The organism is Halomonas alkaliantarctica, from assembly GCF_029854215.1.
In the GTDB taxonomy this organism is placed as follows: Bacteria; Pseudomonadota; Gammaproteobacteria; order Pseudomonadales; family Halomonadaceae; genus Vreelandella; species Vreelandella alkaliantarctica_A.
Window position 1 is genome coordinate 4,055,394 of the sequence record NZ_CP122961.1, and the last position, 19,236, is coordinate 4,074,629.

A 19,236-nucleotide genomic window follows, 5' to 3' on the forward strand; every position below is an offset into this window, starting at 1 on the left:
TATAAAGCAAGAGGCAATCGCCAAGGCTTATTGCGGGCCTTGGGGGCGGGGCATGCGTTCCCTCATCTGTTCACGCTGCTCATCGGTTAATAAGTCCTGCATCTGATTATGCATGCGCACGTTGTCAGCCATCATTTCGCCATGAAGGTTGGCCATTTGAGCATGCAGCGCCTTTACTTCCTCTGGTTCAGGGCGCTCAGTCTGCATGATTTGCATCATCTCGTCGCGCAGGTTCATCATTTCGCCCATTCGCTCAAGTTGGGCCGCACGGTGTTCCTGGCGCATCTCACGCACGGAACTCATCTGCTGCTCGTTGAGTATACCGACCATGCTGGACATAGGCCCCATGCCTCCCATCATTGGGCAAGGCATCATCCCGTTTTGCCCTCCCATCATCATTCCTGGGTACATGCCTTCTTGACTGCCCATCATCATATAGGGATACATGCCTCCTTGACTGCCCATCATGAAGCCCGAACCCATACCGCCTTGGCCGCCCATCATGTTTCCATAGCCTTGGGCGCCCTGGTTCATACCTTGAGCGAAGATGGCACTGCTTGTGACACTGAGGCTTGCAACCAGACCAATGGCAAAGATCATCTTGTGCTTAACCATGATATTTCCTCTCATCAAGTTGCGGGTCGAGACATCGCCTTATCCATTAAAAATGGAAGAAGGCGGAGTTAGCTTTCATTACAAGCCTATAGTCTATAGGTGGCCCGAAGGTAAAGGAGAAACCGATTACAATACTTAAACGTTGTCACAAATCATTTCTTTCAGCCTTGTTTCAGGTTGGCATGTTATAAAACCGACTCGCTTCCATGAAGAAGAGCGCATCAAAATGCTGCTCAAAAACCTCGCCGCCCAAGAAGCGCAAGACGCCATGCGCCTTGTTCGCTAAAGGGCAAATGAACGATGTCTGAAGGCTCAACCGAATCAGTTTTAGCGCTTCCGCGATGAAGTAACGGCATCCATTCAACCTTGAAAAAAAATATAAGGATACGGTATGCAAAAGAAGACGAGTTCGCTCCCTATCATTCACGCTATCTTAGCAACGCTGTTGATATCGCTAGCAATCCCAGTACTGGCCCATGAAGGGCGCGCAAACACTTTGCCTAAGGATGGCACCACCGTTCAGAATTCCCCAGCGACGATTGGCATAGAGTTTGGTGGCATGATGCGCGTCACCCAGTTTGAGGTGACAGGCCCGGACGGCTCCGTTCCTCTTGATGGTCAGCCAGGCACTGAACAGGTCGAACAATACTTCGTGAAGCCCGATGAAATTCTGTCGGCTGGGGACTACCAGGTGCACTGGCGCGGCCTATCGGATGACGGGCACATGATGTCCGATGGTTTTAACTTCTCGGTTGAGCCCTGATCCGTGACCTGGTGGCGCTCCGTAAATAGCATCGATGCATGGACCGTTACGATGATTCTTGTGGCGGCCGGGATTTACCTTAGCGCCCTAGTCGCGACGGGGGCCGTGTTGTTCCGTCTAGCGTTTCCCCAACTCTCTGATCATGACCGGAGGCGCGTCGCCCGCATGGGTGTCCTTGCTGCCCGCGCGGGGGTCATCCTGATTCTGTTCCAGTGGCCTATAGAAGCTGGGTACCTTGGGGGCGGCAATATAGCGGCTGCAACCAACCCCATGCTGCTCGGGATCGTGTTCGAAGGCGCGTCCGGGAACCGGCTAATATTGGCGGTAGCAGGCTTGCTGCTGGTCCAGGCGATTCAGCTTAATAACGTAGCACTCTCGAAAACAGCCAATAGCTTGAGCCTGGTAGGCGTATTACTGGTAATGCTGGCATTCGTGCAGGTGGGACATACCGTGAACACCCCACGCCTCGTTCTGTCTGGCTTGCTGATCGTTCACCTGACGGCGGCGGCATTCTGGGTGGCCTCGCTGTGGCCGCTGTTCCATTTAGTGGGACGGGTTCACAGCCAGGACAATACCGCCCGCATTCTGTCCCGTTTCGGGAAACTCGCCATGGGCGGAGTTGGCTTGTTGGTGCTGGCGGGTGTAACGTTGGCCACCCTGCTGACGGGCGGTTTCATGCCACTGCTCACCACGGCATATGGACAATTCTTGATCGGCAAGATATTGATTGTAGCGGCGCTACTGCTATTTGCTGCCGTGAACAAGTGGCGGCTTGTACCAGCCTTTGAGAGCGGCGACGCAACGGCCCCACGACGGCTACAGCGCAGTATTGCACTAGAGATGATGCTGGTCGCGGTTATCCTGCTGATCACAGCGGTGCTGACAAGGGTGACATCACCAAATGGGTGACCGACAGGACAACCGCCTTGGGTAGTTAAGAACCCAGCTTAATAGCTATAAGCAACGCTATCTGGATAGGCTAGGCAGGTGCCATCCGCGGCAAGAGATACACACCCGTCACGTGGCTATCAGGACGCCGACCAGATCCGCAAGAAAGCCCCTCCTTCCCAGAACTTTAAAAGTCACAAAAAGTTGATTATCAGCTGATTACGAATTCCCAAATGAGTTAATAAAGACGCAACAGTCTGTATTCATAATATAAATGCCTTTCTCAGAGCAATAAGGAGTTTATTGCACAGGCAAAGCATACAAAATGTATGTTGCCAAAAGGTCAGTATCCATCATTATGCTTGAAATGTTTTTTTGCGGCAGATCATATTATGACTTTAGGTTCAGGCTGGTTTCAGGTTAATACCGTATAAAGAACAAGTAACAATAACCTTTAGGGTAAATGACCATGCGCAAAAACACTTTAGCAACGTCCTTGTTTGCCTTTTCACTAAGCTTGGTAACGAGTGCGGCGTGGGCTGCTCCCGGCTACGACGGTGGGGACAGTAACCTAACCGATGCTGACGTTGATCGCACGATCCGCCTCGACGCTGGCGATATGTGGTTCGACCCTGAAAAGCTAGAAATGACGGCTGGGGAGATTGTTAAATTTGAAATTACCAACACCGGCAACTTAGAGCACGAATTTGTGATTGGTAGCAAAGAAGCCCAGGAAGAACATCGTCAAATGATGCTAAACATGGCCAATGGCGGAGGCCATGACATGTCGAATATGTCACACGGCGACGGTCAAGATATGACCAGTATGAACATGGCAGGCGTCACCATTGCGCCTGGCGAAACAGAGACTCTATTATGGAGTGTCCCTGATAATGTTTACGAGTTAGAGTATGCCTGTAACCTTCCCGGCCATTACGAATCCGGCATGTATGGCAATTTTTCTCACTAGCCTGACGCATAACAATGAAACTGTTGCTACTCGAAGATGATGATTTGCTGGCGGAAAGCTTGGCAGAGAGTCTCAAGGACAACGGTTACCTGGTTGACTTGGCCGCTTCATTGAAAGCGGCCAAGTCGCTTATGGCAACCGAGCATTATGAGCTGGCTATTTTAGATGTCGGTTTGCCCGATGGGTCGGGACTCGACCTGCTCGCCCAGTGGCGTAAGCAAAAACGCAGCACGCCTATTTTGATTTTGACAGCGCGCGATACCTGGGAAGATAAAGTCATCGGTCTGGAAACGGGGGCAGATGACTATCTCACCAAGCCCTTCCACGAAGCCGAACTGATGGCCCGCCTTAAGGCCCTGCTGCGCAGGCAGTCAGGTCAATTATCTCAGGTGATTACGCTGAACGGAGTATCGTTGGATGAAGCAGGCCAACGAGTGTGCTTAGAAGGGGAAACCTGGCGTTCGCTAACGGCGACGGAGTTTCGGTTACTGCGCTACTTGATGCTTCACCCAGACCGCATTCACTCGAAAGAGCAGCTACTAGAGCAGCTATATGCCTTGGAGCAGGATGCCGCTGCACCCAACTTGGTTGAAGTCTATGTCGCTCGTCTGCGCCGCTATCTCGGCAAATCGGTCATTCAAACTCGACGCGGCCAGGGGTATTTCTTTGTTTCACATTGATCGGCGCAGTTTACGTATTCGACTCCTTGTATGGTTAGGCGGCGTGGCGCTGTTGGTGGTGGTCACTACGTGGCTACTGCACGGGATTTTTTTACATAGCCTTGCACGAGATTTCTTAGGCGAACGCTTACAGCGTGAAGCTAATCACGCGGTCGCGCAGTTAGAACAAGACCAAACTGCAGTACCGACTGCGCTCGACTCAGTAAGCCAAGGCTACCAAGTCTTTCATCACCTTTATGTGCTCCGCCTTAACGGCTCAATCAGCACTTCCGACCCGCAATGGCAGCAAAAGTTGGCCCCACTGCTGGAAGAAAATGGCGATGCCCTACTAGACGTGAATCACGGCGAGCAGCACATGCTCGTTTATCGTCGCTATTTTGAGTGGCAGGGAACACAAGGCGTGCTACTGGTGGGTGAGGATTTTTCTCAAGTCGAAGAAGGGTTGGCAACCTTGCACTGGTGGGTCGGTGGGATTGCCGCCGTGCTTTTAGGGATGCTCATCATACTCAATATGCTGGCGGTTAACCGTGGTCTCACGCCACTTTGGCAACTACGTCAACAGCTTGAAGCCTTGCGATCAGGCAAACGTGAACGCTTGTCATTAGTAGCCCCTTCCGAGTTAGATGCGTTAGTCGACCAATTAAACTGGTTTATGGACGACATTGATCTTCGTTTGAAGCGCTCGCGAGAATCAGTCGCCAACCTATCACATGCATTAAAAACCCCGCTGGCAGCCGTTACCCAAGTACTACGTGGCAACCGACCCATTGATGAAAACCGTCGTCATAAACTGCTCAGCCGAGTAGAGGATATTAATGCCCAGCTGAATGCGGAGCTGCGACGTTCACGTATTGCAGGCCCTAATGCAGGGCGAATGGCCAACGTCACACGTGATAGCTTACGGCTCATCGAGATGTTCCGTAGCCTTTACCCTGAGAGCATGTTCAACCTTACCCACTCAGCCCGCGAGAAAGACCAAGTCCCTATTGAAGCTCACGACTTTTCAGAAATATTAGGCATCGTGCTTGATAACGCTGGCAAATGGGCGAATAGGCACGTTCACTGCGACATTGCAGTCATGGTGACTGCGCTCACGATAACCATTGATGACGACGGCCTCGGTGTTGCAGAAGAGGAACTTTCGCGCTTGGGAGAGCGTGGCACACGACTGGATGAACGCCGTCCTGGCTACGGCTTAGGCCTTTCGATTCTTGCGCAGTTAATTTCTCGTTACTCGGGGCACTCGCAGTTTGAACGCAGCCCACTGGGTGGCCTGCGCGTTATGATAACTTTGCCACTGACGGGTGAAGTGGCTAATTAATCATCATTCAGCGTTGATTCAGCTTCTTCCATCAAGATGGTGCTATTCACCATTGATGGGATTAACACATGGCACGCTCAAGTATCATTTCTCACCTACTTTCTCGTCGGCAATTGTTGAAAGGTGGTGCTGCCTTAGGACTAGGTTCAGCTGCAGCAATGGGGTTAACGCCCGCCTGGGCAAACCCTTGGGGCCGTACCAATGTCTATGCTCAGGGCGTCGAAGAAGGGCCTGAGGTATCACTGGCTATCCGCCGTGAATCGTTGCCTATTGACGGACAAGAAGCCCGTCCTATTAGCATTAACGGTACCAGCCCTGGCCCGTTGATTCGTCTGAAAGAAGGTCAAGACGCCGTACTGCGTGTTACCAACTTGCTGGATGAACCCACTTCCATCCACTGGCATGGCCTCATTCTACCGCCAGAAATGGATGGCGTGCCTGGCGTTAGCTTTGCCGGTATCGCTCCTGGTGAAACTTTTACCTATCGATTCCCCGTCCGTCAGAACGGTACCTACTGGTACCACAGTCATTCAGGTATGCAGGAGCAGTTGGGCCATGCAGGGCCACTAATTATCGACGCTGCCGAGCGCGAGCCTATCCGCTTCGATCGTGAGCACGTGTTGCTGCTGACTGACTGGACCTTTGAAGATCCCATGTCGGTGTTCCGTAATCTGAAAACCATGGAAGGGTATTACAACTTCCAAGAGCGCACGATTGCTGACTTCTTTGCCGATGTCCGCAATAACGGTTTTGCTCAGACCGCCGAGATGCGTGGCATGTGGGCTCAAATGCGAATGAGTTCGCGAGATATCGCCGATGTCACCGGCAGTACCTATACCTATCTGCTCAACGGCCATTCACCACAGGAAAACTGGAATGCATTGTTCAAGGCCGGTGAGCGAATACGGCTACGCGTGATCAATGGGTCGGCCATGTCATTCTTTGATGTCCGTATTCCTGGTTTGAAGATGACAGTGGTGGCCGCCGATGGACAACCGGTTCAACCGGTTCCCGTGGATGAGTTCCGTATTGGCGTGGCTGAAACCTACGATGTGCTTGTTTCACCTGAAGATGACCGGGCATACACCATCTTCGCTGAATCCATGGATCGCAGCGGCTACGCACGCGCAACCCTGGCACCGCGTGAGGGCATGCAGGCTGAAATCCCTGAACGACGTCAAATTGCCGACCGCGGCATGGAAGCCATGGGTGCCCACGGCATGGACGGCATGGACCATTCCAACATGCCGGGCATGGACCACTCTGGCATGTCGAATATACAAGGCATGGATCATTCGAACATGGAGGGGATGGATCACTCTACTATGGGCGGCATGTCGGGCGAGCAGGCGAAAATCGGCGAAAATGGCATGCTCGTTGCTGGTGAAGCACAGCCCGGCTCCCGCTACGGCCAGGCAGGCATTGGCATCGACCCCGACGAACGTCGTGTTTTAGTTTACCGCGATTTAAAAGCCTTCACGCCATGGCCTGACCGCCGCGAACCAGGCCGTGAGATTGAGCTGCACCTGACCGGCAATATGGAACGTTACATGTGGTCGTTCGACGGCAAGAAATTTAGCGAAGTGACCGGCCCGATTCATTTTGTGAAAGATGAGCGCCTGCGCCTCATCCTCGTCAACGACACCATGATGGAGCACCCCATTCACCTCCACGGCATGTGGATGGAGCTGGAAAACGGCCAGGGTGAATTGATTCCGCGCAAACACACACTAAATGTGAAGCCCGGCGAGCGCGTGTCTGCGCTGATCACCGCAGACGCCGAGGGTAGTTGGGCGTTCCACTGCCACCTTCTCTATCACATGGATGCCGGCATGTTCCGCGTTGTTCAGGTTTCTTAAGGAGGCAGTATGAAGACTAAGCATTACTTAACCATCGCCAGCGCCGCCCTCGGCATAGTGGCCGCTACCACCGTTCAAGCCGAAGATGGCTATGCCGCTCCGGGTCATTGGCCAGCGCCCACTGAGGAACATAATATGGGCATGGCGCTGTTTGATCGGCTTGAATATAGTGTGCCCGATAAAGGCCAAGACGCCGTGGTATGGGACTTTCAAGGCTGGTACGGCGGTGATGTCAACCGCATTTACCTCAAATCAGAAGGCGAAAACGTCCAAGGCGACGGGGAAGATGCTGAGTTTGAGTCCTTGGAATTACTCTATAGCCGCCTAGTGGCTGATTTTTGGGAGTTACAGGGGGGTATCGGTTATCAAGGCGGGGTGTTCTCCGATGATCACGCCGAACGCACCTATGGGGTGGTTGGCCTGCAGGGCGTGATGCCCTACGGCATTGAAACCGACGTTGCTATGCAAGTGAGCGAAGATGGCGACGTGGCCGCCAGTTTTGAAGGCGAATACGACTTGCGCCTGACACAGCGGCTTTATCTGCAGCCACGCACTGAAATTGCCGTTGCTGCCAGCGAAGTTGAACAGTTTGGTGTGGGCAAGGGGCTTAATTCAGTGCGTGTGGGCATGCGTCTCGGCTACGAGGTGACCCGCCGCTTCGCTCCGTACGTGGGCACTTACTGGGTAAAAAAGTATGGCGATACCGCTGATCTTTCTCGTGCTAGTGGAGAAAGCAGCGAAGATACCGGCGTGGTTGCGGGTGTCAGGTTAATGTTTTAAATCGTTAAACACTTAATAACTCGCGCCACCGGAAGGTGGCGCTTTTTGTTAAATCGTCGTGTCATCGCCAGACACCAAGAGTGGTTGGAAGGCCGATGAAAATGTCTTCCATGAACATATTTGACCTAAAGGCAGCACATAGGATCTAGGCTGATGGGTAAGCAATTTTTAAAGCGATATACATCGATAAACGTGAACCCAAGTGCGCCTGTATCGGCGGCAACAGCAATGTGCCATTAGGCTTTGTATCGCTTACCGAAAACCTAGTGATGATGGGAATGGGACTGTGGATGCCGCTGCGGATGCTGCTTGGATAATTATTGCCTGCTTTTTCCGAAGCACTTGATCAGGTTGCGTTTAAGCAGGTCATCCAGGCGAGGAGTAATTTATATGGCTGAGCAGGATAGAACGCCACAATATAAAGAAAACAGTCTTTCGTTGGTCGGTGCCGTGGCATTAGGCACCGGCGTAATGATTGGGGCCGGTATCTTTGCGCTAACCGGCCAAATGGCCGAAATGACTGGCCGGCTATTCCCCCTGGCCTTTCTGGCCGCTGCCGTCATTGTCGCTTTCAGCGCTTACTCTTACGTTAAAATGTCCAATACCTTCCCTTCGGCAGGTGGCATTGGCATGTATTTACAGAAAGCGTATGGCCCGACGCTTCCCACCGCCTTTCATGCCCTTTTGATGTATTTTTCCATGGTGATCGCACAGAGTTTTCTGGCGAGAACGTTTGGCTCTTATACGCTTGAGTTGTTTGACCTGGGAGATCGTTCGCTATTTGTGCCTCTACTCGGGGTTGGTTTACTGCTAATAGCCTTTTTGATCAATTTATCCGCCAACCGCTTGATCGAGACCGTCGCCTCGGTGCTTGGATTTATCAAAATAGGCGGCATTGTCGTGTTTGGTATTGTTGGCGTGTTTATTGCCGACTCCATCGAAATGGGCTCTGGCAACAACGCACCAACGCCTACAAAAGCGGGCTTTTTAGGTGCAACGGCACTTGGCATACTGGCATTTAAAGGCTTCACGACGATTACCAATAGTGGTTCGGAGCTTAAAGATCCTAAGCGGAATCTTGGCAAAGCTATCTCGATCTCTATTGCGCTATGCGTGGTGATCTATGCCCTTGTCGGTTTTGCCGTTGCCAGCAACCTATCTTTGTCTGAAATTATCGAAACCCAGGACTACTCCCTGGCCGCCGCTGCCCGTCCCGCACTGGGTGAAGCAGCCGTTGCGTTTACCGTTATTCTCGCCATGCTAGCAACGGCAGGCGGTATCATCGCCAGCGTCTTTGCCGTTTCACGCATGCTCGCCATGCTGACAGAAATGAAATTGGTTCCCCATCGGCATTTTCATATGCCGGGAAGTGTGCAAAAGCACACACTGGTGTACACCATCGTGTTTGGTTTAGTGCTCACCGCTTTTTTTGACCTGAGCCGTATCGCAGCATTAGGCATCATTTTCTACCTGATCATGGATATGGCCATTCACTGGGGTGTGCTTCGCCACCTGAAAGACAGTGTGGGGGCTAATCCTGTCATTCCTGGCATTGCCATATTGCTGGATGCCGTTGTGTTAATCGGCTTTGTTTGGGTAAAAGCCACCTCTGACCCGTTAGTGCTCATCGTTGCCAGCATAGTGATGGTCACTCTTTTACTCGGCGAGTGGATTTTCTTGTCCAAACGCGAAACTTCAAACGATAGCGAGCACTCTCACACTCATTAACGTTAATAGCGTTATAGGAGGTACCCAATGGACGTTAGAACCTTTGGTGAGTTAATCGATTGGACCCGTCAGTTACACGAGCATCTTGCAGCTTGCCTTGCTCATTGCGCCGATATACACGAAGAAGAGCGCGCTCGCATGTTGCTCAATTACTTAGCTGCACAGGAAGCGGAAATGCAGCGCGTTGTGGAGCGCTTTGAACAGACTGCTGACGCAAAAGCATTAAAAACCTACGTTTATGACTATTTGGAGCATAAACCTATCCGTACGCATCGTACCTGCGATGCTCCCTACTCTACGCTAAGTGTTGACGACATTTGCCGAGAGGTTTTTGATTTCCATGAGCAAACGATAAACCTTTATCGAACCCTCGCTGGCAAAGCGGAAATTCCAGAAGCTAAAGAGCTCCTAGAGTCTCTTTTGGCTCTTGAAGAGCACGAAGCCATGCGCCTTGTTCGCCAAACGGGGAGAATGAACGATGTCTGAAGACTATACCGAGACAAAGGTAAAAGACCCTGTTTGCGGACACTGGTCCTTCGGACGAACTCAAGGACATGACCCGGCGTTTCTGGATCGGCCTAGTACTGACACTACCCGTGTTTGCCCTAGAAATGGGTGGGCACGCGTTTGGCCTTATACATTTTATTTCCCAGCAAACCTCTAACTGGATTCAACTGCTGCTGGCAACGCCGGTAGTCGTCTGGGCAGGTTGGCCATTCTTTGTACGCGGATGGCGCTCGCTTCTCCGTCGCAGCCTTAATATGTTCACGCTCATCGTGATAGGTACCGGCACCGATGTGGCAATAGAAAGCGCTGGTCACCCTACTGCGTGGCGACCTCACCGGTATTGCCACGGCGCATAAGCTCTCTAAAACCACCATGCGCAACATCCGTCAAAACCTGTTTTTTGCCTTTGCTTATAACGCGGCAGGCATTCCCATGCGGCAGGGATTTTGTACCCCTTCACAGGTATGCTGTTATCACCGATTATCGCTGCAGCGGCGATATCACTCTCGTCAGTGAGCGTGATTGGCAACGCCTTACGGTTACGTATGACGGCGCTGCGCTAGCAGGGCTACCACTCCAAGCGCCAGCCAACCGGCCATCAACAGCAGCCCGCCAATGGGTGTGACAATGCCAAGGTTCAGCCCCGCCAGCGCCATCAGGTAGAGCGAGCCTGAAAAGCACGCCATGCCTAGCGCCCACAGCGCCAGCACCCAGCGGTGTCCGGCAAGCGGCTGCACTTGGCGCCATACCAGCACGATCATGATGGCTAGCGTGTGCCAGGCCTGATAGCGCACGCCGGTTTCAACAGCGCTCACCATCGTTTCTGTGGTGCGCGCCGCTAAGCCATGGGCTGCATAGGCGCCTAGCATTACCAGCATGGCGCCCGAAAGCGCCACGATACACCACCACACTTTATCTGTTCGCTGCACGCCACTCTCCTACGCCTATTGTGGTTGGCATCCATCGCGCTGATTGCACCTACGGCTTACCTTGCGCGGCGCGAAACCGCTACAATAGAGAATGCCTTAGAGAACGAACTACCACGACGAATGAGACACGCCTATCTATGTCTATCCAGATACGTCTAAACGGTGAACCCCATACGCTGTCGACCGGCCTCACCGCCGCTGACTTAGTTGAACAGCTGGGCCTTAGCGGTCGTCGTATCGCCGTCGAAATTAACGAAGAGATCGTCCCCCGCAGCCAACACGCCGACACCCGCCTGGTCGATGGCGACCACGTAGAAGTTGTCCACGCGATTGGCGGCGGCTAGAGGAAATACTATGACCCAACAAACCCATGTAGCGCTAGCCGATACCCAGCTAACCATCGCCGGACGCGATTTTCAATCGCGCCTGCTGGTGGGCACAGGCAAGTACAAAGACTTTACCGAAACTGGCGCCGCCATTGCCCAAAGCGGCGCTGAAATCGTGACCTTTGCGGTGCGCCGTACTAATTTAGGCCAGGACGCCGATGCGCCCAACCTGTTAGACGTTATTTCCCCCGAGCGCTACACCCTGCTGCCCAATACCGCCGGTTGCTACAACGCTAAAGATGCCGTTCGCACCTGCCGCTTGGCCCGAGAACTGCTCGACGGTCACAACCTGGTCAAGCTAGAAGTGCTCGGCGACGATCACACGCTTTACCCCAACGTGGTCGAGACGCTAAAAGCCGCTGAAACGCTGCTCGCCGATGGCTTTGACGTCATGGTGTATACCAGTGACGATCCTATTGTGGCACGCGAACTAGAAGCCATGGGCTGCTGCGCCATCATGCCGCTGGGGTCACTGATTGGCTCGGGCCACGGCATTCAGAATCCGCACAACCTGCGTTTAATCGTTGAGCAGAGCAAGGTACCGGTACTCGTGGATGCGGGCATTGGCACGGCGTCAGACGCTGCCATGGCGATGGAGCTCGGTTGCGACGGCGTACTGCTGAATACCGCCATTGCCCACGCCCGCGAGCCGCTACGCATGGCCAACGCCATGAAGCTGGCCGTGGAAGCCGGGCGTGATGCGTTTTTAGCCGGCCGTATGGCGCGCCGCCAGTCCGCCGATCCTTCTTCACCTTTCGCTGGCCGTATTAACGGTTAATTGATTCGAGACCCCATGACTGAACCCAACGATACCGTACCCGAAAGTCACACCGCGCCCGAAAGCAACGTCACCACAGGCCCGGAAGGTACGGATGCACCTCTGCACCGCCGCGGCATTAAAAGCTACGTGATCCGCGCGGGTCGTATGACACAAGCGCAGAACCGTGGACTGGAAGATATCTGGCCGCGCTTTGGCCTGACCATCGCCGACGGTCGTCAAGACTTGGATGCCCTGTTTGGCCGCAAGGCACCGCGGGTAGTAGAAATCGGCTTTGGCATGGGCAACTCGCTGATAGAACAGGCCGAGACTCATCCAGACACCGACTTTATTGGCATTGAAGTCCACGCCCCCGGCGTTGGCAAGCTGTTGGATGAAGTCGATAAACGCGGCCTCACCAATCTGCGCGTTTACCGGGAAGACGCCCTGGCGGTGCTGGAGCAGTGCCTGCCCGAAGGCTCGCTGACCACGCTGCAGCTGTTCTTTCCCGACCCTTGGCCGAAGAAGAAGCACCACAAACGGCGCATCGTGCAGCCCGCATTCGTTGATCTGATCCGTACCCGCCTGATGCCGGGCGGCACCTTCCATATGGCCACCGACTGGGAAGCCTACGCGGAGTGGATGGCCGAGGTAATGGAAGCGGCCCCCGGCTATGCCAATACCGCTAGCGAGGAAACCGCCCCGTACGTGCCACGCCCGGCGTTCCGCCCGCTAACCAAGTTTGAAGCCCGCGGCGAAAAACTGGGTCACGGGGTTTGGGATTTGATCTATCGCCGGGAGGGGTGAATCTAAGGGCTGTCTCCACCTCGCGATGGCCTAGTCTTTATGCGCTATCTGAAATAGCGGGTTCCTACTCAAATTCAGTTAGCGCAAAGCTCTCGCCCTCCACCACCTTCGCCTGCCAGGCATGTAGCGTCGGGTAGCGGTTTTGCCAATCAAAGGCCGGTAGGCGAAAGCTAATATACGCCAGCGCCGCGGCAACGGTAATCGCCCCCAGGGTGCGCTGGGCACTGCCTGCCAGCACACTGGGGTGCGCATTGAGTGTTATCAACGTGCGTTCGATCGCTTTTAAACGGCGCTGCCCCAACAGCGTCGTATCCACTTCGTGGCCACTATATTTGCGACCGATTACCACGTTAAAGGCGGCGTCCATCAGGCCCTGCCCCAACCCTGCCAGCGCCAGGGTTTCCGTTAGTGTTTTACTGGGTATCAGAGATGGCCCTTCGCCCACTGCATCCAGATAGTGAGCAATCAACAGCGACTCGGTGATGACCTCTCCCTCATCGGTCACCAGCGTTGGAATACGGCTAAGCGGCGTAATCTGCAACAGTTCGCTATCTGCCGCCCAAGGGTCGCACCAGCAAAGCTCGGTGCGCTCGATCAGTTGCTTTTCATAGAGGCAAACACGCACAACGCGTGCATAGGGAGAAGAAGTATTTAAATAGAGCTGCATGACGGCCTCGTGTTTATTTTAAACGCTCGCTAAGCGACCTAAGGCTAGTCCAGTTTAGCGTTAACTATTCGATGCATGGTGCCACTTCCACTTTCAAAGGCGTCGATATTCGCCAGCGTGGTCTCGGCAATATTGGTCAGCGCCTCGGCAGTGAAGAAGGCCTGGTGGCCGGTGATCAGTACATTATGGAAGGTCGTTAGGCGCATAAACTGATCATCGTCAATCACGCCCTGGGAGAGGTCCTCGAAGAACAGCTGCTCCTCCTCTTCGTAGACATCCAACCCTAAGCGGCCGATTTTGCCGCTTTTCAAACCCGCGATTACCGCCTGGGTATCGACCACCCTACCTCGGCCGGTGTTGATGATCATCACGCCCTCCTTCATTTGCGCAATGGCATCAGCATCAATCAAATGGTGAGTCTCAGGCGTCAACGGGCAGTGCAGCGAGATAATGTCGGCGTTGGCATACAGCGTTGCTAGCGGCACGTACTCAACAAAGGGTTTCGCATCCGGGCTGGGAAAGGGGTCGCTTGCCACAATGCGGCAACCAAAGCCGTGCATAATATCGGCAAAAATCAGCCCGATATGCCCAGTGCCAATAACGCCCACGGTTTTGCCGTGTAGATCGAACCCCAGCAGGCCATCCAGAGCAAAATTTCCCTCCCTCACCCGGTTGTAGGCGCGATAAGTCATGCGATTAAGGCTTAGTACTAGGGCGACCGCGTGTTCTGCCACTGCGTGGGGGGAGTAGGCGGGCACCCGTACCACCGTAATGCCCAACCGTTCGGCGGTAGCTAAATCAACATGATTAAAGCCCGCCGAACGCAGCGCCACTAACCTTGTGCCACCGCTATGCAATTGCTCTAACACGGCGGCATCAAGGCAGTCGTTAACAAAGGCGCAAACCGCATCAAATCCGTTGGCCAATGGGGCCGTATCAATCGTTAGACGCGCCTCCAAAAAGCTCAAGGAGTGACGCTCCCCTGCGTTAGCGCGAGTAATAAAAGTGCGATCGTAGGGTTTGGCGCTGAATACGGCGATGCGCATTGGCATTACTCATCAAGCGGTTTAAGCGGCTCCCATTCTGAGCGATTGGCCAGAAACTCTGGCCTTGGTCGATTGCCGCAGTAAGGGTCGTGTAGCGTGTTTTCAACGCTATTGTAAACAAAAAACAGATTACTTCTCGGCCAGCAAGACATATTGATATTCGAGCCGTGCATGGTATTGCATTCAAAGATTACCAGCGAGCCGGCGGGCCCTTTAGGCGCTTCGATATCGTTTTCTAACATTAGCTCGCGAAGGCTACTGGCTGGAGGCACCCCCACCTCTTGGCTTTTCAGCGACTCCTTATAATTATTTTCCGGTGTTCGTCCTACGCAGGGGACAAAGTATTGATGCGAACCGGGGATCAACATTAACGGGCCGTTAAACTCACCGTTATCAGTGAGTACGATGGAGCAACTTAACGCACGCATTCGCGGCATGCCGTCTTCGCTATGCCATGTTTCAAAATCAGAGTGCCACTCAAACCCTTTACCTTTAAAACCTGGCTTATAATTAATCCGTGACTGATGAATATATACATCGCTGCCCAGCAGTTGCTTAACAATCGCCAATAGATTGGGATCCTGGGTCAAGCGCTGAAAGCGTTTTGAAATATCGTGGATGCCAAAAATGGTGCGGATCTCTTCACGCCCCGGTTCAAGAATAGTGCCTTCTGAAAGTTTCAGATCAGCATCGTCTTCATACTCGCGCAGCTCTTGAAGAAAAACCTGCATATCATCGGCGTCAAAAAATCCTTCAAACGACAGAAACCCCTTTCTTTCGTACTCATCAATTTCTGTCTTGCTTAAGGGGCCATTCTCAAGCTGTGACTCATCGCCGTATACCACGGGATCGATGCGTTCAAACATTCCTAACTTTCGTTCCAAGCGCGTCGGGAAAAGATCTTGTGTATCGACCATAGCAAACTCCTCCATTAGTGTGCTTATCAACAAACGCCTTTAAACGCTACTTATAAAACGTAGACGTCAAAGCGTACACAAGCAATGACGCATGTCATCCTGCGTCGCCGCAGCAGTCTTTGATTAAAAATATAAACAACTAAGCGTATAAAAGTAGCCAAAAAGCCGTAAGGATAGAGAGCGGAGGTATCAGTAAGCGCAAAAAAGAAAGCCGCTCCATTGGAGCGGCAAAAAGACCGTGACTAGCAATGAGAGGGAGAAACCATGACAGGAAACTGGCGGTTTCTGTCTTGGTCTGTGGCGTCTCATCAAACGCCACAACCACAATGTAATAGTTCTCATTTACGCCGTCAACACAAATACGAATATTTTTTATTTGGTTTTCCAGCCTCGCCGTCAACTGACCAACTGCAGCCAAAACGGAAGAGTGAGCATGGCTAATAGGGTTTGGCCTGTAATGATTGCGGCCATCAACTCGGCATCTCCACCCAACTGACGGGCTAGGATATACGCAGAGGTGGCGGTGGGCAGTGCTGCAAACAGCAGCGCTACATCGCGGCTTACAGTATCCAACTGCAGGATCCAAGTGAGCGCCAATACCAGCGCGGGCATGAGCAGCAGTTTAACGCTATTGGTGGCCAACACGCCGCGGTCAATACGTAGTAGCGCCGCTGGACGTAGCGCCACGCCGACGGCCACCAAACCCAATGGCAACGCCGCACGCCCCAGTAGCTCAACCGTATCTTTACTCCAGCCGGGCAAACCAATGCCCGTAAGGTTCAGACCAATGCCCGCCAGGCAGGCAAGAATCAACGGGTTTTTAATCAGTGCCATCACACTTTTACCTACGCTAGCACCGCCGAGTGTACCCGCGGCGACAAAGCTGGCCACGCACATCACATTAACCACTGGCACCATTAGCGCCACAGCGACGGCGGCGGTGGTCGCTCCTAAGCTGCCGTGTAGCGCGGCGGCGCCAGCAACGCCCACGTAGGTATTAAAACGTACCGCACCTTGAAATACCGATGTAAACGCCGCGGGCGTTAGCTGTAGCCAGCCACGTAAACACCACAGCAACAAACCAAACAGCACCATCGCACCCAGCAGCACCAGGGCCAAGCGGCCGACCGGTACTTGGTTTACATCCGCAGTGGCTAAGGTGCCCACCAGCATGGCGGGAAACAGCACAAAGTAGATCAGCCGTTCCATATGCGGCCAAAAGGTGTCGCTGGGCCAGCGCCAATAGCCAAGCACGGCGCCCAGTAAGATCAACAGAAATAGTGGGCCTAAAGCACCAGTGATACTCTCCATTTACGTCCCTTTTGCCTGCGACATCCCAGCACAGCGATATCGGCGCGATTGCTGTTACCATGGCAATGATTCCCCGCCCCACGGCTTGCGTAGCGATTATTCTGCCATGAAGATGACATTAAAACCTGCACACCCGGCGGGCTTTCCCGCCTTAAGGGTACTGATGCTGGTCACTGGCTTGGCGCTAGCGGCCTGCGCGTGGTATGCCTTTTCACATTGGCTCCACCGCGACAGTGATGTGACATGGTTTCCGCCCACTTCAAGCTGCAATCTGCATGCTGCTCCCTGCACCGCCACTTTGGGGGACTTGGGCCGCATCACTCTCCACGTTCAATCCAGTGGACGGATTAATGCCTTGGAAATATTGCCACTGGAAGTGGACGTCGAGGGTGTTACCGCCTCCCAGGTCGAGGTAGATTTTATCGGTCGAGATATGGATTTGGGACTCTACCGTTTTGCCCTTAGCGCAGGTGCGCCCGGCCATTTTGAAGGTCAAGGCCAAGTGGGGATTTGCACTCAAAACGTTATGCCCTGGCGAGCACGTGTCATACTGGAAACCGCAGAAGGCAAGGTAGGCAGTTGGTTCGATTTTGACGTAATTCGGAGTTAACGCATATGGCAAGGAAACCCTTATGGCTAGGCGCGGGGTTGGTCGCGGTTTTGCTGGTGGTCAGCGGTATAGGCCTGTATCAGTATGCCTTTGCCCCACAAGAGGGCGAACCCGTAGGTGGCCCGGTTGAGCTGCCCTCTACCCAGGGTGATTTCTCGTTAACCCAGTTAGACGACAATCAAATCGCGATTCTCTCTTTCGGCTACACCTACTGCCCCGATATTTGCCCCATGACCCAGTCGGTTAAGCGTCAAGCCCTTGCCCAGCTCTCTGAGCAGCAGCGCGAGCGCGTGGTGCCGGTAATGATCACCGTTGACCCTGAACGTGACACTATCGCGCGCATGCAGGAATACATGGGCTTTTTCGGCGAGGAGTTTATCGGCGCGGTGGGTAGTCAGGAGCAGCTTGAGGATGTCGCCTCACGCTATGGGGTGATATGGCGGAAAGTCGAAGCGCCGGATTCAGCAATGGACTACACCATTGATCACAGCGCCTCGCTCTTTTTGGTTAATCGCAAGGGCGATATTCTTCAGCGAGTGCTCTACTCACCGACCCCGCATGGGTTAGTTGCCGCCTTAGAGAGCGAACTAGACGGTTAAGCGCAGTTCCTTCTTAATCGACTTGTTCAGGCGCTGCCTGTAAACGATCCAGCATCGCCAGCAGCGCGCCAATTTGAGTACCGCTACGGGTATCGTGCTGCGGGCTTAACTGCCAGGTGCTTTCGGAAAACCCCCACCAGTCCCAGCAGCCCTGCGGGTTCGCCATACTGCTTTCTGCCTGAGGATAGAGCACGATTTGCTGATGCGCTGCCGCCCAGGCATTTAAGCCGGTATAGCGTATGAACGTATCGCCAATCGCTTCTTCAGTCATTTGGCAGCCGTGTAGGGCCAGCGTTACCGGGCACTCGCCCCCTTTGCAGCCTTCGGGTACAAACACATAGCCTGTGTCGGCTAAGCCTTTTACCGCAAATTCTGACTGATCAAATGCGACTAGCTCGCCCTCTGGCTCGCCAGCGTCCGACACGTCGCGTTCGGGGTAGAGCCAATCCAGCATTTCTCCGGCAATATCTTCATCGCAGGATAATAGGAAACTACCGCCGCCCTGACGACAATCACCCCACTCATGGGGCCCCGGGGGGGCTTCACTGGGTAACCGTATCGGCCAGCCATGTCCCGCATTTTCGCTGCGCGCAACGCGTAGCTGATCAGGCGATTCAAGCCACTGCTGCCACTGCTCAGCAAGCAGGTCGCCGAGCTGTGGCTCAACCACATCGTCCTCTTCGCCGTGCCACAAATAGGCCCTGAGCTGGCTAAGCGCCTCGGCGCTACCTACCTGTTCTAGCCCGAGATAGCGCTGGTGGCGAGACTCCAGCTCATCTAATGAAGGTGCGCCGCGACGGGTCATCATGCACTGGTTAAGCGCCAAACTCAGCGAGCCCTGCGCGCAGCTCCAGGGCCCTGCCGCCAGCACGCCCAGGCCACTAAACCGCTCGGGCCAAGCCACCGCCAGCTGGGTCGCCATATAACCGCCCGACGACACCCCCACCACACTGGCCTGCTCACTCGCAGCACTCAAGGCGGGCAAATCTACGGGCTCACTGGCCGTCTCGGCTTGTGCTAGTAGCGGTGTGCATAGACCTAAGCAAGCCACTGCCCGAGCAAAAGAATACAGGCTGGAAGAGGGGGTTGAAGTCAT

The 19,236-nt window shown here is 53.8% G+C and carries 21 protein-coding genes and 1 pseudogene; 15 read left to right on the forward strand and 7 right to left on the reverse strand.

The window, feature by feature from the left end; translation table 11 throughout:
- Positions 1–27: 27 nt before the first annotated feature.
- Positions 28–615 carry a Spy/CpxP family protein refolding chaperone gene (locus QEN58_RS18585; protein ID WP_280105072.1) on the reverse strand — a complete coding sequence of 196 codons (588 nt, stop codon included), beginning with the start codon at positions 613–615 and terminating at the stop codon, positions 28–30.
- 391 nt (positions 616–1,006) lie between these two features.
- On the opposite strand from QEN58_RS18585, the gene QEN58_RS18590 reads away from it, so the two are divergent.
- The 10 genes and pseudogenes from QEN58_RS18590 to QEN58_RS18640 form a co-directional block, all read left to right on the forward strand.
- Positions 1,007–1,378 carry a copper resistance CopC family protein gene (locus tag QEN58_RS18590; RefSeq protein ID WP_280105073.1) on the forward strand — a complete coding sequence of 124 codons (372 nt, stop codon included), beginning with the start codon at positions 1,007–1,009 and terminating at the stop codon, positions 1,376–1,378.
- A 51-nt stretch (positions 1,379–1,429) separates the two neighbouring features.
- A complete protein-coding gene (locus QEN58_RS18595) occupies positions 1,430–2,287 on the forward strand; it encodes a copper resistance D family protein (protein WP_280105074.1) in 858 nt (285 codons plus the stop codon).
- Positions 2,288–2,735: 448 nt separating this feature from the next.
- Positions 2,736–3,236 carry a cupredoxin domain-containing protein gene (locus tag QEN58_RS18600; protein WP_280105075.1) on the forward strand — a complete coding sequence of 167 codons (501 nt, stop codon included), beginning with the start codon at positions 2,736–2,738 and terminating at the stop codon, positions 3,234–3,236.
- A gap of 14 nt (positions 3,237–3,250) precedes the next feature.
- Positions 3,251–3,916: a response regulator transcription factor gene (locus QEN58_RS18605; RefSeq protein WP_280105076.1), complete on the forward strand. Its 666-nt coding sequence runs from the start codon at positions 3,251–3,253 to the stop codon at positions 3,914–3,916.
- Positions 3,903–5,237 carry an ATP-binding protein gene (locus QEN58_RS18610; protein ID WP_280105077.1) on the forward strand — a complete coding sequence of 445 codons (1,335 nt, stop codon included), beginning with the start codon at positions 3,903–3,905 and terminating at the stop codon, positions 5,235–5,237. The genes QEN58_RS18605 and QEN58_RS18610 overlap by 14 nt, the downstream gene beginning before the upstream one ends.
- A 68-nt stretch (positions 5,238–5,305) precedes the next feature.
- A complete protein-coding gene (locus QEN58_RS18615; protein ID WP_280105078.1) occupies positions 5,306–7,096 on the forward strand; it encodes a copper resistance system multicopper oxidase in 1,791 nt (596 codons plus the stop codon).
- A 9-nt stretch (positions 7,097–7,105) separates the two neighbouring features.
- On the forward strand, positions 7,106–7,876 hold the full coding sequence (locus tag QEN58_RS18620) for a copper resistance protein B (RefSeq protein ID WP_280105079.1): 771 nt from the start codon (positions 7,106–7,108) through the stop codon (positions 7,874–7,876).
- A gap of 390 nt (positions 7,877–8,266) precedes the next feature.
- Complete coding sequence (locus QEN58_RS18630) at positions 8,267–9,604, forward strand: APC family permease (protein WP_280105080.1); 1,338 nt, start codon at positions 8,267–8,269, stop codon at positions 9,602–9,604.
- Between the two features lie 27 nt (positions 9,605–9,631).
- On the forward strand, positions 9,632–10,090 hold the full coding sequence (locus QEN58_RS18635; RefSeq protein ID WP_280105081.1) for an ATPase: 459 nt from the start codon (positions 9,632–9,634) through the stop codon (positions 10,088–10,090).
- Between the two features lie 293 nt (positions 10,091–10,383).
- Positions 10,384–10,674, forward strand: a pseudogene (locus tag QEN58_RS18640) (haloacid dehalogenase); the annotation flags it as partial.
- Here the strand turns inward: QEN58_RS18640 and QEN58_RS18645 are convergent.
- Positions 10,651–11,040, reverse strand: coding sequence for a DUF423 domain-containing protein (locus tag QEN58_RS18645; RefSeq protein WP_280105082.1), 390 nt, complete (start codon positions 11,038–11,040; stop codon positions 10,651–10,653). The pseudogene QEN58_RS18640 and the gene QEN58_RS18645 sit on opposite strands and share 24 nt — an antisense overlap.
- A gap of 137 nt (positions 11,041–11,177) precedes the next feature.
- On the opposite strand from QEN58_RS18645, the gene thiS reads away from it, so the two are divergent.
- The 3 genes from thiS to trmB are packed head-to-tail and all read left to right on the forward strand — an operon-like array spanning position 11,178 to position 12,990.
- Positions 11,178–11,384: a sulfur carrier protein ThiS gene (gene thiS, locus QEN58_RS18650; protein ID WP_022521266.1), complete on the forward strand. Its 207-nt coding sequence runs from the start codon at positions 11,178–11,180 to the stop codon at positions 11,382–11,384.
- Between the two features lie 10 nt (positions 11,385–11,394).
- Positions 11,395–12,204, forward strand: coding sequence for a thiazole synthase (locus QEN58_RS18655; protein WP_280105083.1), 810 nt, complete (start codon positions 11,395–11,397; stop codon positions 12,202–12,204).
- Positions 12,205–12,219: 15 nt separating this feature from the next.
- The gene (gene trmB / locus QEN58_RS18660; protein WP_280105084.1) at positions 12,220–12,990 is read left to right on the forward strand and encodes a tRNA (guanosine(46)-N7)-methyltransferase TrmB; all 771 of its coding nucleotides are present in this window, start codon (positions 12,220–12,222) and stop codon (positions 12,988–12,990) included.
- 64 nt (positions 12,991–13,054) lie between these two features.
- On the opposite strand, the gene QEN58_RS18665 is transcribed toward trmB, so the two are convergent.
- The 4 genes from QEN58_RS18665 to QEN58_RS18680 form a co-directional block, all read right to left on the reverse strand.
- A complete protein-coding gene (locus QEN58_RS18665) occupies positions 13,055–13,657 on the reverse strand; it encodes a glutathione S-transferase N-terminal domain-containing protein (RefSeq protein WP_280105085.1) in 603 nt (200 codons plus the stop codon).
- 44 nt (positions 13,658–13,701) lie between these two features.
- Positions 13,702–14,703, reverse strand: a complete 1,002-nt coding sequence (locus tag QEN58_RS18670) for a 2-hydroxyacid dehydrogenase (RefSeq protein ID WP_280105086.1) — start codon at positions 14,701–14,703, stop codon at positions 13,702–13,704.
- A gap of 5 nt (positions 14,704–14,708) precedes the next feature.
- Positions 14,709–15,620, reverse strand: a complete 912-nt coding sequence (thpD, locus tag QEN58_RS18675) for an ectoine hydroxylase (RefSeq protein ID WP_280105087.1) — start codon at positions 15,618–15,620, stop codon at positions 14,709–14,711.
- Positions 15,621–16,016: 396 nt separating this feature from the next.
- Positions 16,017–16,931, reverse strand: coding sequence for an AEC family transporter (locus QEN58_RS18680; protein WP_280105088.1), 915 nt, complete (start codon positions 16,929–16,931; stop codon positions 16,017–16,019).
- A gap of 106 nt (positions 16,932–17,037) precedes the next feature.
- Between QEN58_RS18680 and QEN58_RS18685 the strand changes: the two genes are divergently transcribed.
- Positions 17,038–17,541: a hypothetical protein gene (locus QEN58_RS18685; RefSeq protein WP_280105089.1), complete on the forward strand. Its 504-nt coding sequence runs from the start codon at positions 17,038–17,040 to the stop codon at positions 17,539–17,541.
- A gap of 5 nt (positions 17,542–17,546) precedes the next feature.
- On the forward strand, positions 17,547–18,140 hold the full coding sequence (locus tag QEN58_RS18690; protein ID WP_280105090.1) for an SCO family protein: 594 nt from the start codon (positions 17,547–17,549) through the stop codon (positions 18,138–18,140).
- Between the two features lie 13 nt (positions 18,141–18,153).
- Here QEN58_RS18690 and QEN58_RS18695 read toward each other — a convergent pair whose 3' ends face one another.
- Positions 18,154–19,236 carry an alpha/beta hydrolase family protein gene (locus QEN58_RS18695; RefSeq protein ID WP_280105091.1) on the reverse strand — a complete coding sequence of 361 codons (1,083 nt, stop codon included), beginning with the start codon at positions 19,234–19,236 and terminating at the stop codon, positions 18,154–18,156.

Bases quoted from the DNA above. Each gene is read 5' to 3' on its own strand.
- QEN58_RS18630 (WP_280105080.1), top strand. From the start codon at position 8,267: ATGGCTGAGCAGGATAGAACGCCACAATATAAAGAAAACAGTCTTTCG.
- thpD (WP_280105087.1), bottom strand. From the start codon at position 15,620: ATGGTCGATACACAAGATCTTTTCCCGACGCGCTTGGAACGAAAGTTA.
- QEN58_RS18685 (WP_280105089.1), top strand. From the start codon at position 17,038: ATGAAGATGACATTAAAACCTGCACACCCGGCGGGCTTTCCCGCCTTA.
- QEN58_RS18680 (WP_280105088.1), bottom strand. From the start codon at position 16,931: ATGGAGAGTATCACTGGTGCTTTAGGCCCACTATTTCTGTTGATCTTA.
- QEN58_RS18590 (WP_280105073.1), top strand. From the start codon at position 1,007: ATGCAAAAGAAGACGAGTTCGCTCCCTATCATTCACGCTATCTTAGCA.
- QEN58_RS18615 (WP_280105078.1), top strand. From the start codon at position 5,306: ATGGCACGCTCAAGTATCATTTCTCACCTACTTTCTCGTCGGCAATTG.
- QEN58_RS18670 (WP_280105086.1), bottom strand. From the start codon at position 14,703: ATGCGCATCGCCGTATTCAGCGCCAAACCCTACGATCGCACTTTTATT.
- thiS (WP_022521266.1), top strand. From the start codon at position 11,178: ATGTCTATCCAGATACGTCTAAACGGTGAACCCCATACGCTGTCGACC.
- QEN58_RS18605 (WP_280105076.1), top strand. From the start codon at position 3,251: ATGAAACTGTTGCTACTCGAAGATGATGATTTGCTGGCGGAAAGCTTG.
- QEN58_RS18695 (WP_280105091.1), bottom strand. From the start codon at position 19,236: ATGACTTCAACCCCCTCTTCCAGCCTGTATTCTTTTGCTCGGGCAGTG.
- QEN58_RS18595 (WP_280105074.1), top strand. From the start codon at position 1,430: ATGATTCTTGTGGCGGCCGGGATTTACCTTAGCGCCCTAGTCGCGACG.
- QEN58_RS18690 (WP_280105090.1), top strand. From the start codon at position 17,547: ATGGCAAGGAAACCCTTATGGCTAGGCGCGGGGTTGGTCGCGGTTTTG.
- QEN58_RS18665 (WP_280105085.1), bottom strand. From the start codon at position 13,657: ATGCAGCTCTATTTAAATACTTCTTCTCCCTATGCACGCGTTGTGCGT.
- trmB (WP_280105084.1), top strand. From the start codon at position 12,220: ATGACTGAACCCAACGATACCGTACCCGAAAGTCACACCGCGCCCGAA.
- QEN58_RS18635 (WP_280105081.1), top strand. From the start codon at position 9,632: ATGGACGTTAGAACCTTTGGTGAGTTAATCGATTGGACCCGTCAGTTA.
- QEN58_RS18585 (WP_280105072.1), bottom strand. From the start codon at position 615: ATGGTTAAGCACAAGATGATCTTTGCCATTGGTCTGGTTGCAAGCCTC.
- QEN58_RS18600 (WP_280105075.1), top strand. From the start codon at position 2,736: ATGCGCAAAAACACTTTAGCAACGTCCTTGTTTGCCTTTTCACTAAGC.
- QEN58_RS18655 (WP_280105083.1), top strand. From the start codon at position 11,395: ATGACCCAACAAACCCATGTAGCGCTAGCCGATACCCAGCTAACCATC.
- QEN58_RS18620 (WP_280105079.1), top strand. From the start codon at position 7,106: ATGAAGACTAAGCATTACTTAACCATCGCCAGCGCCGCCCTCGGCATA.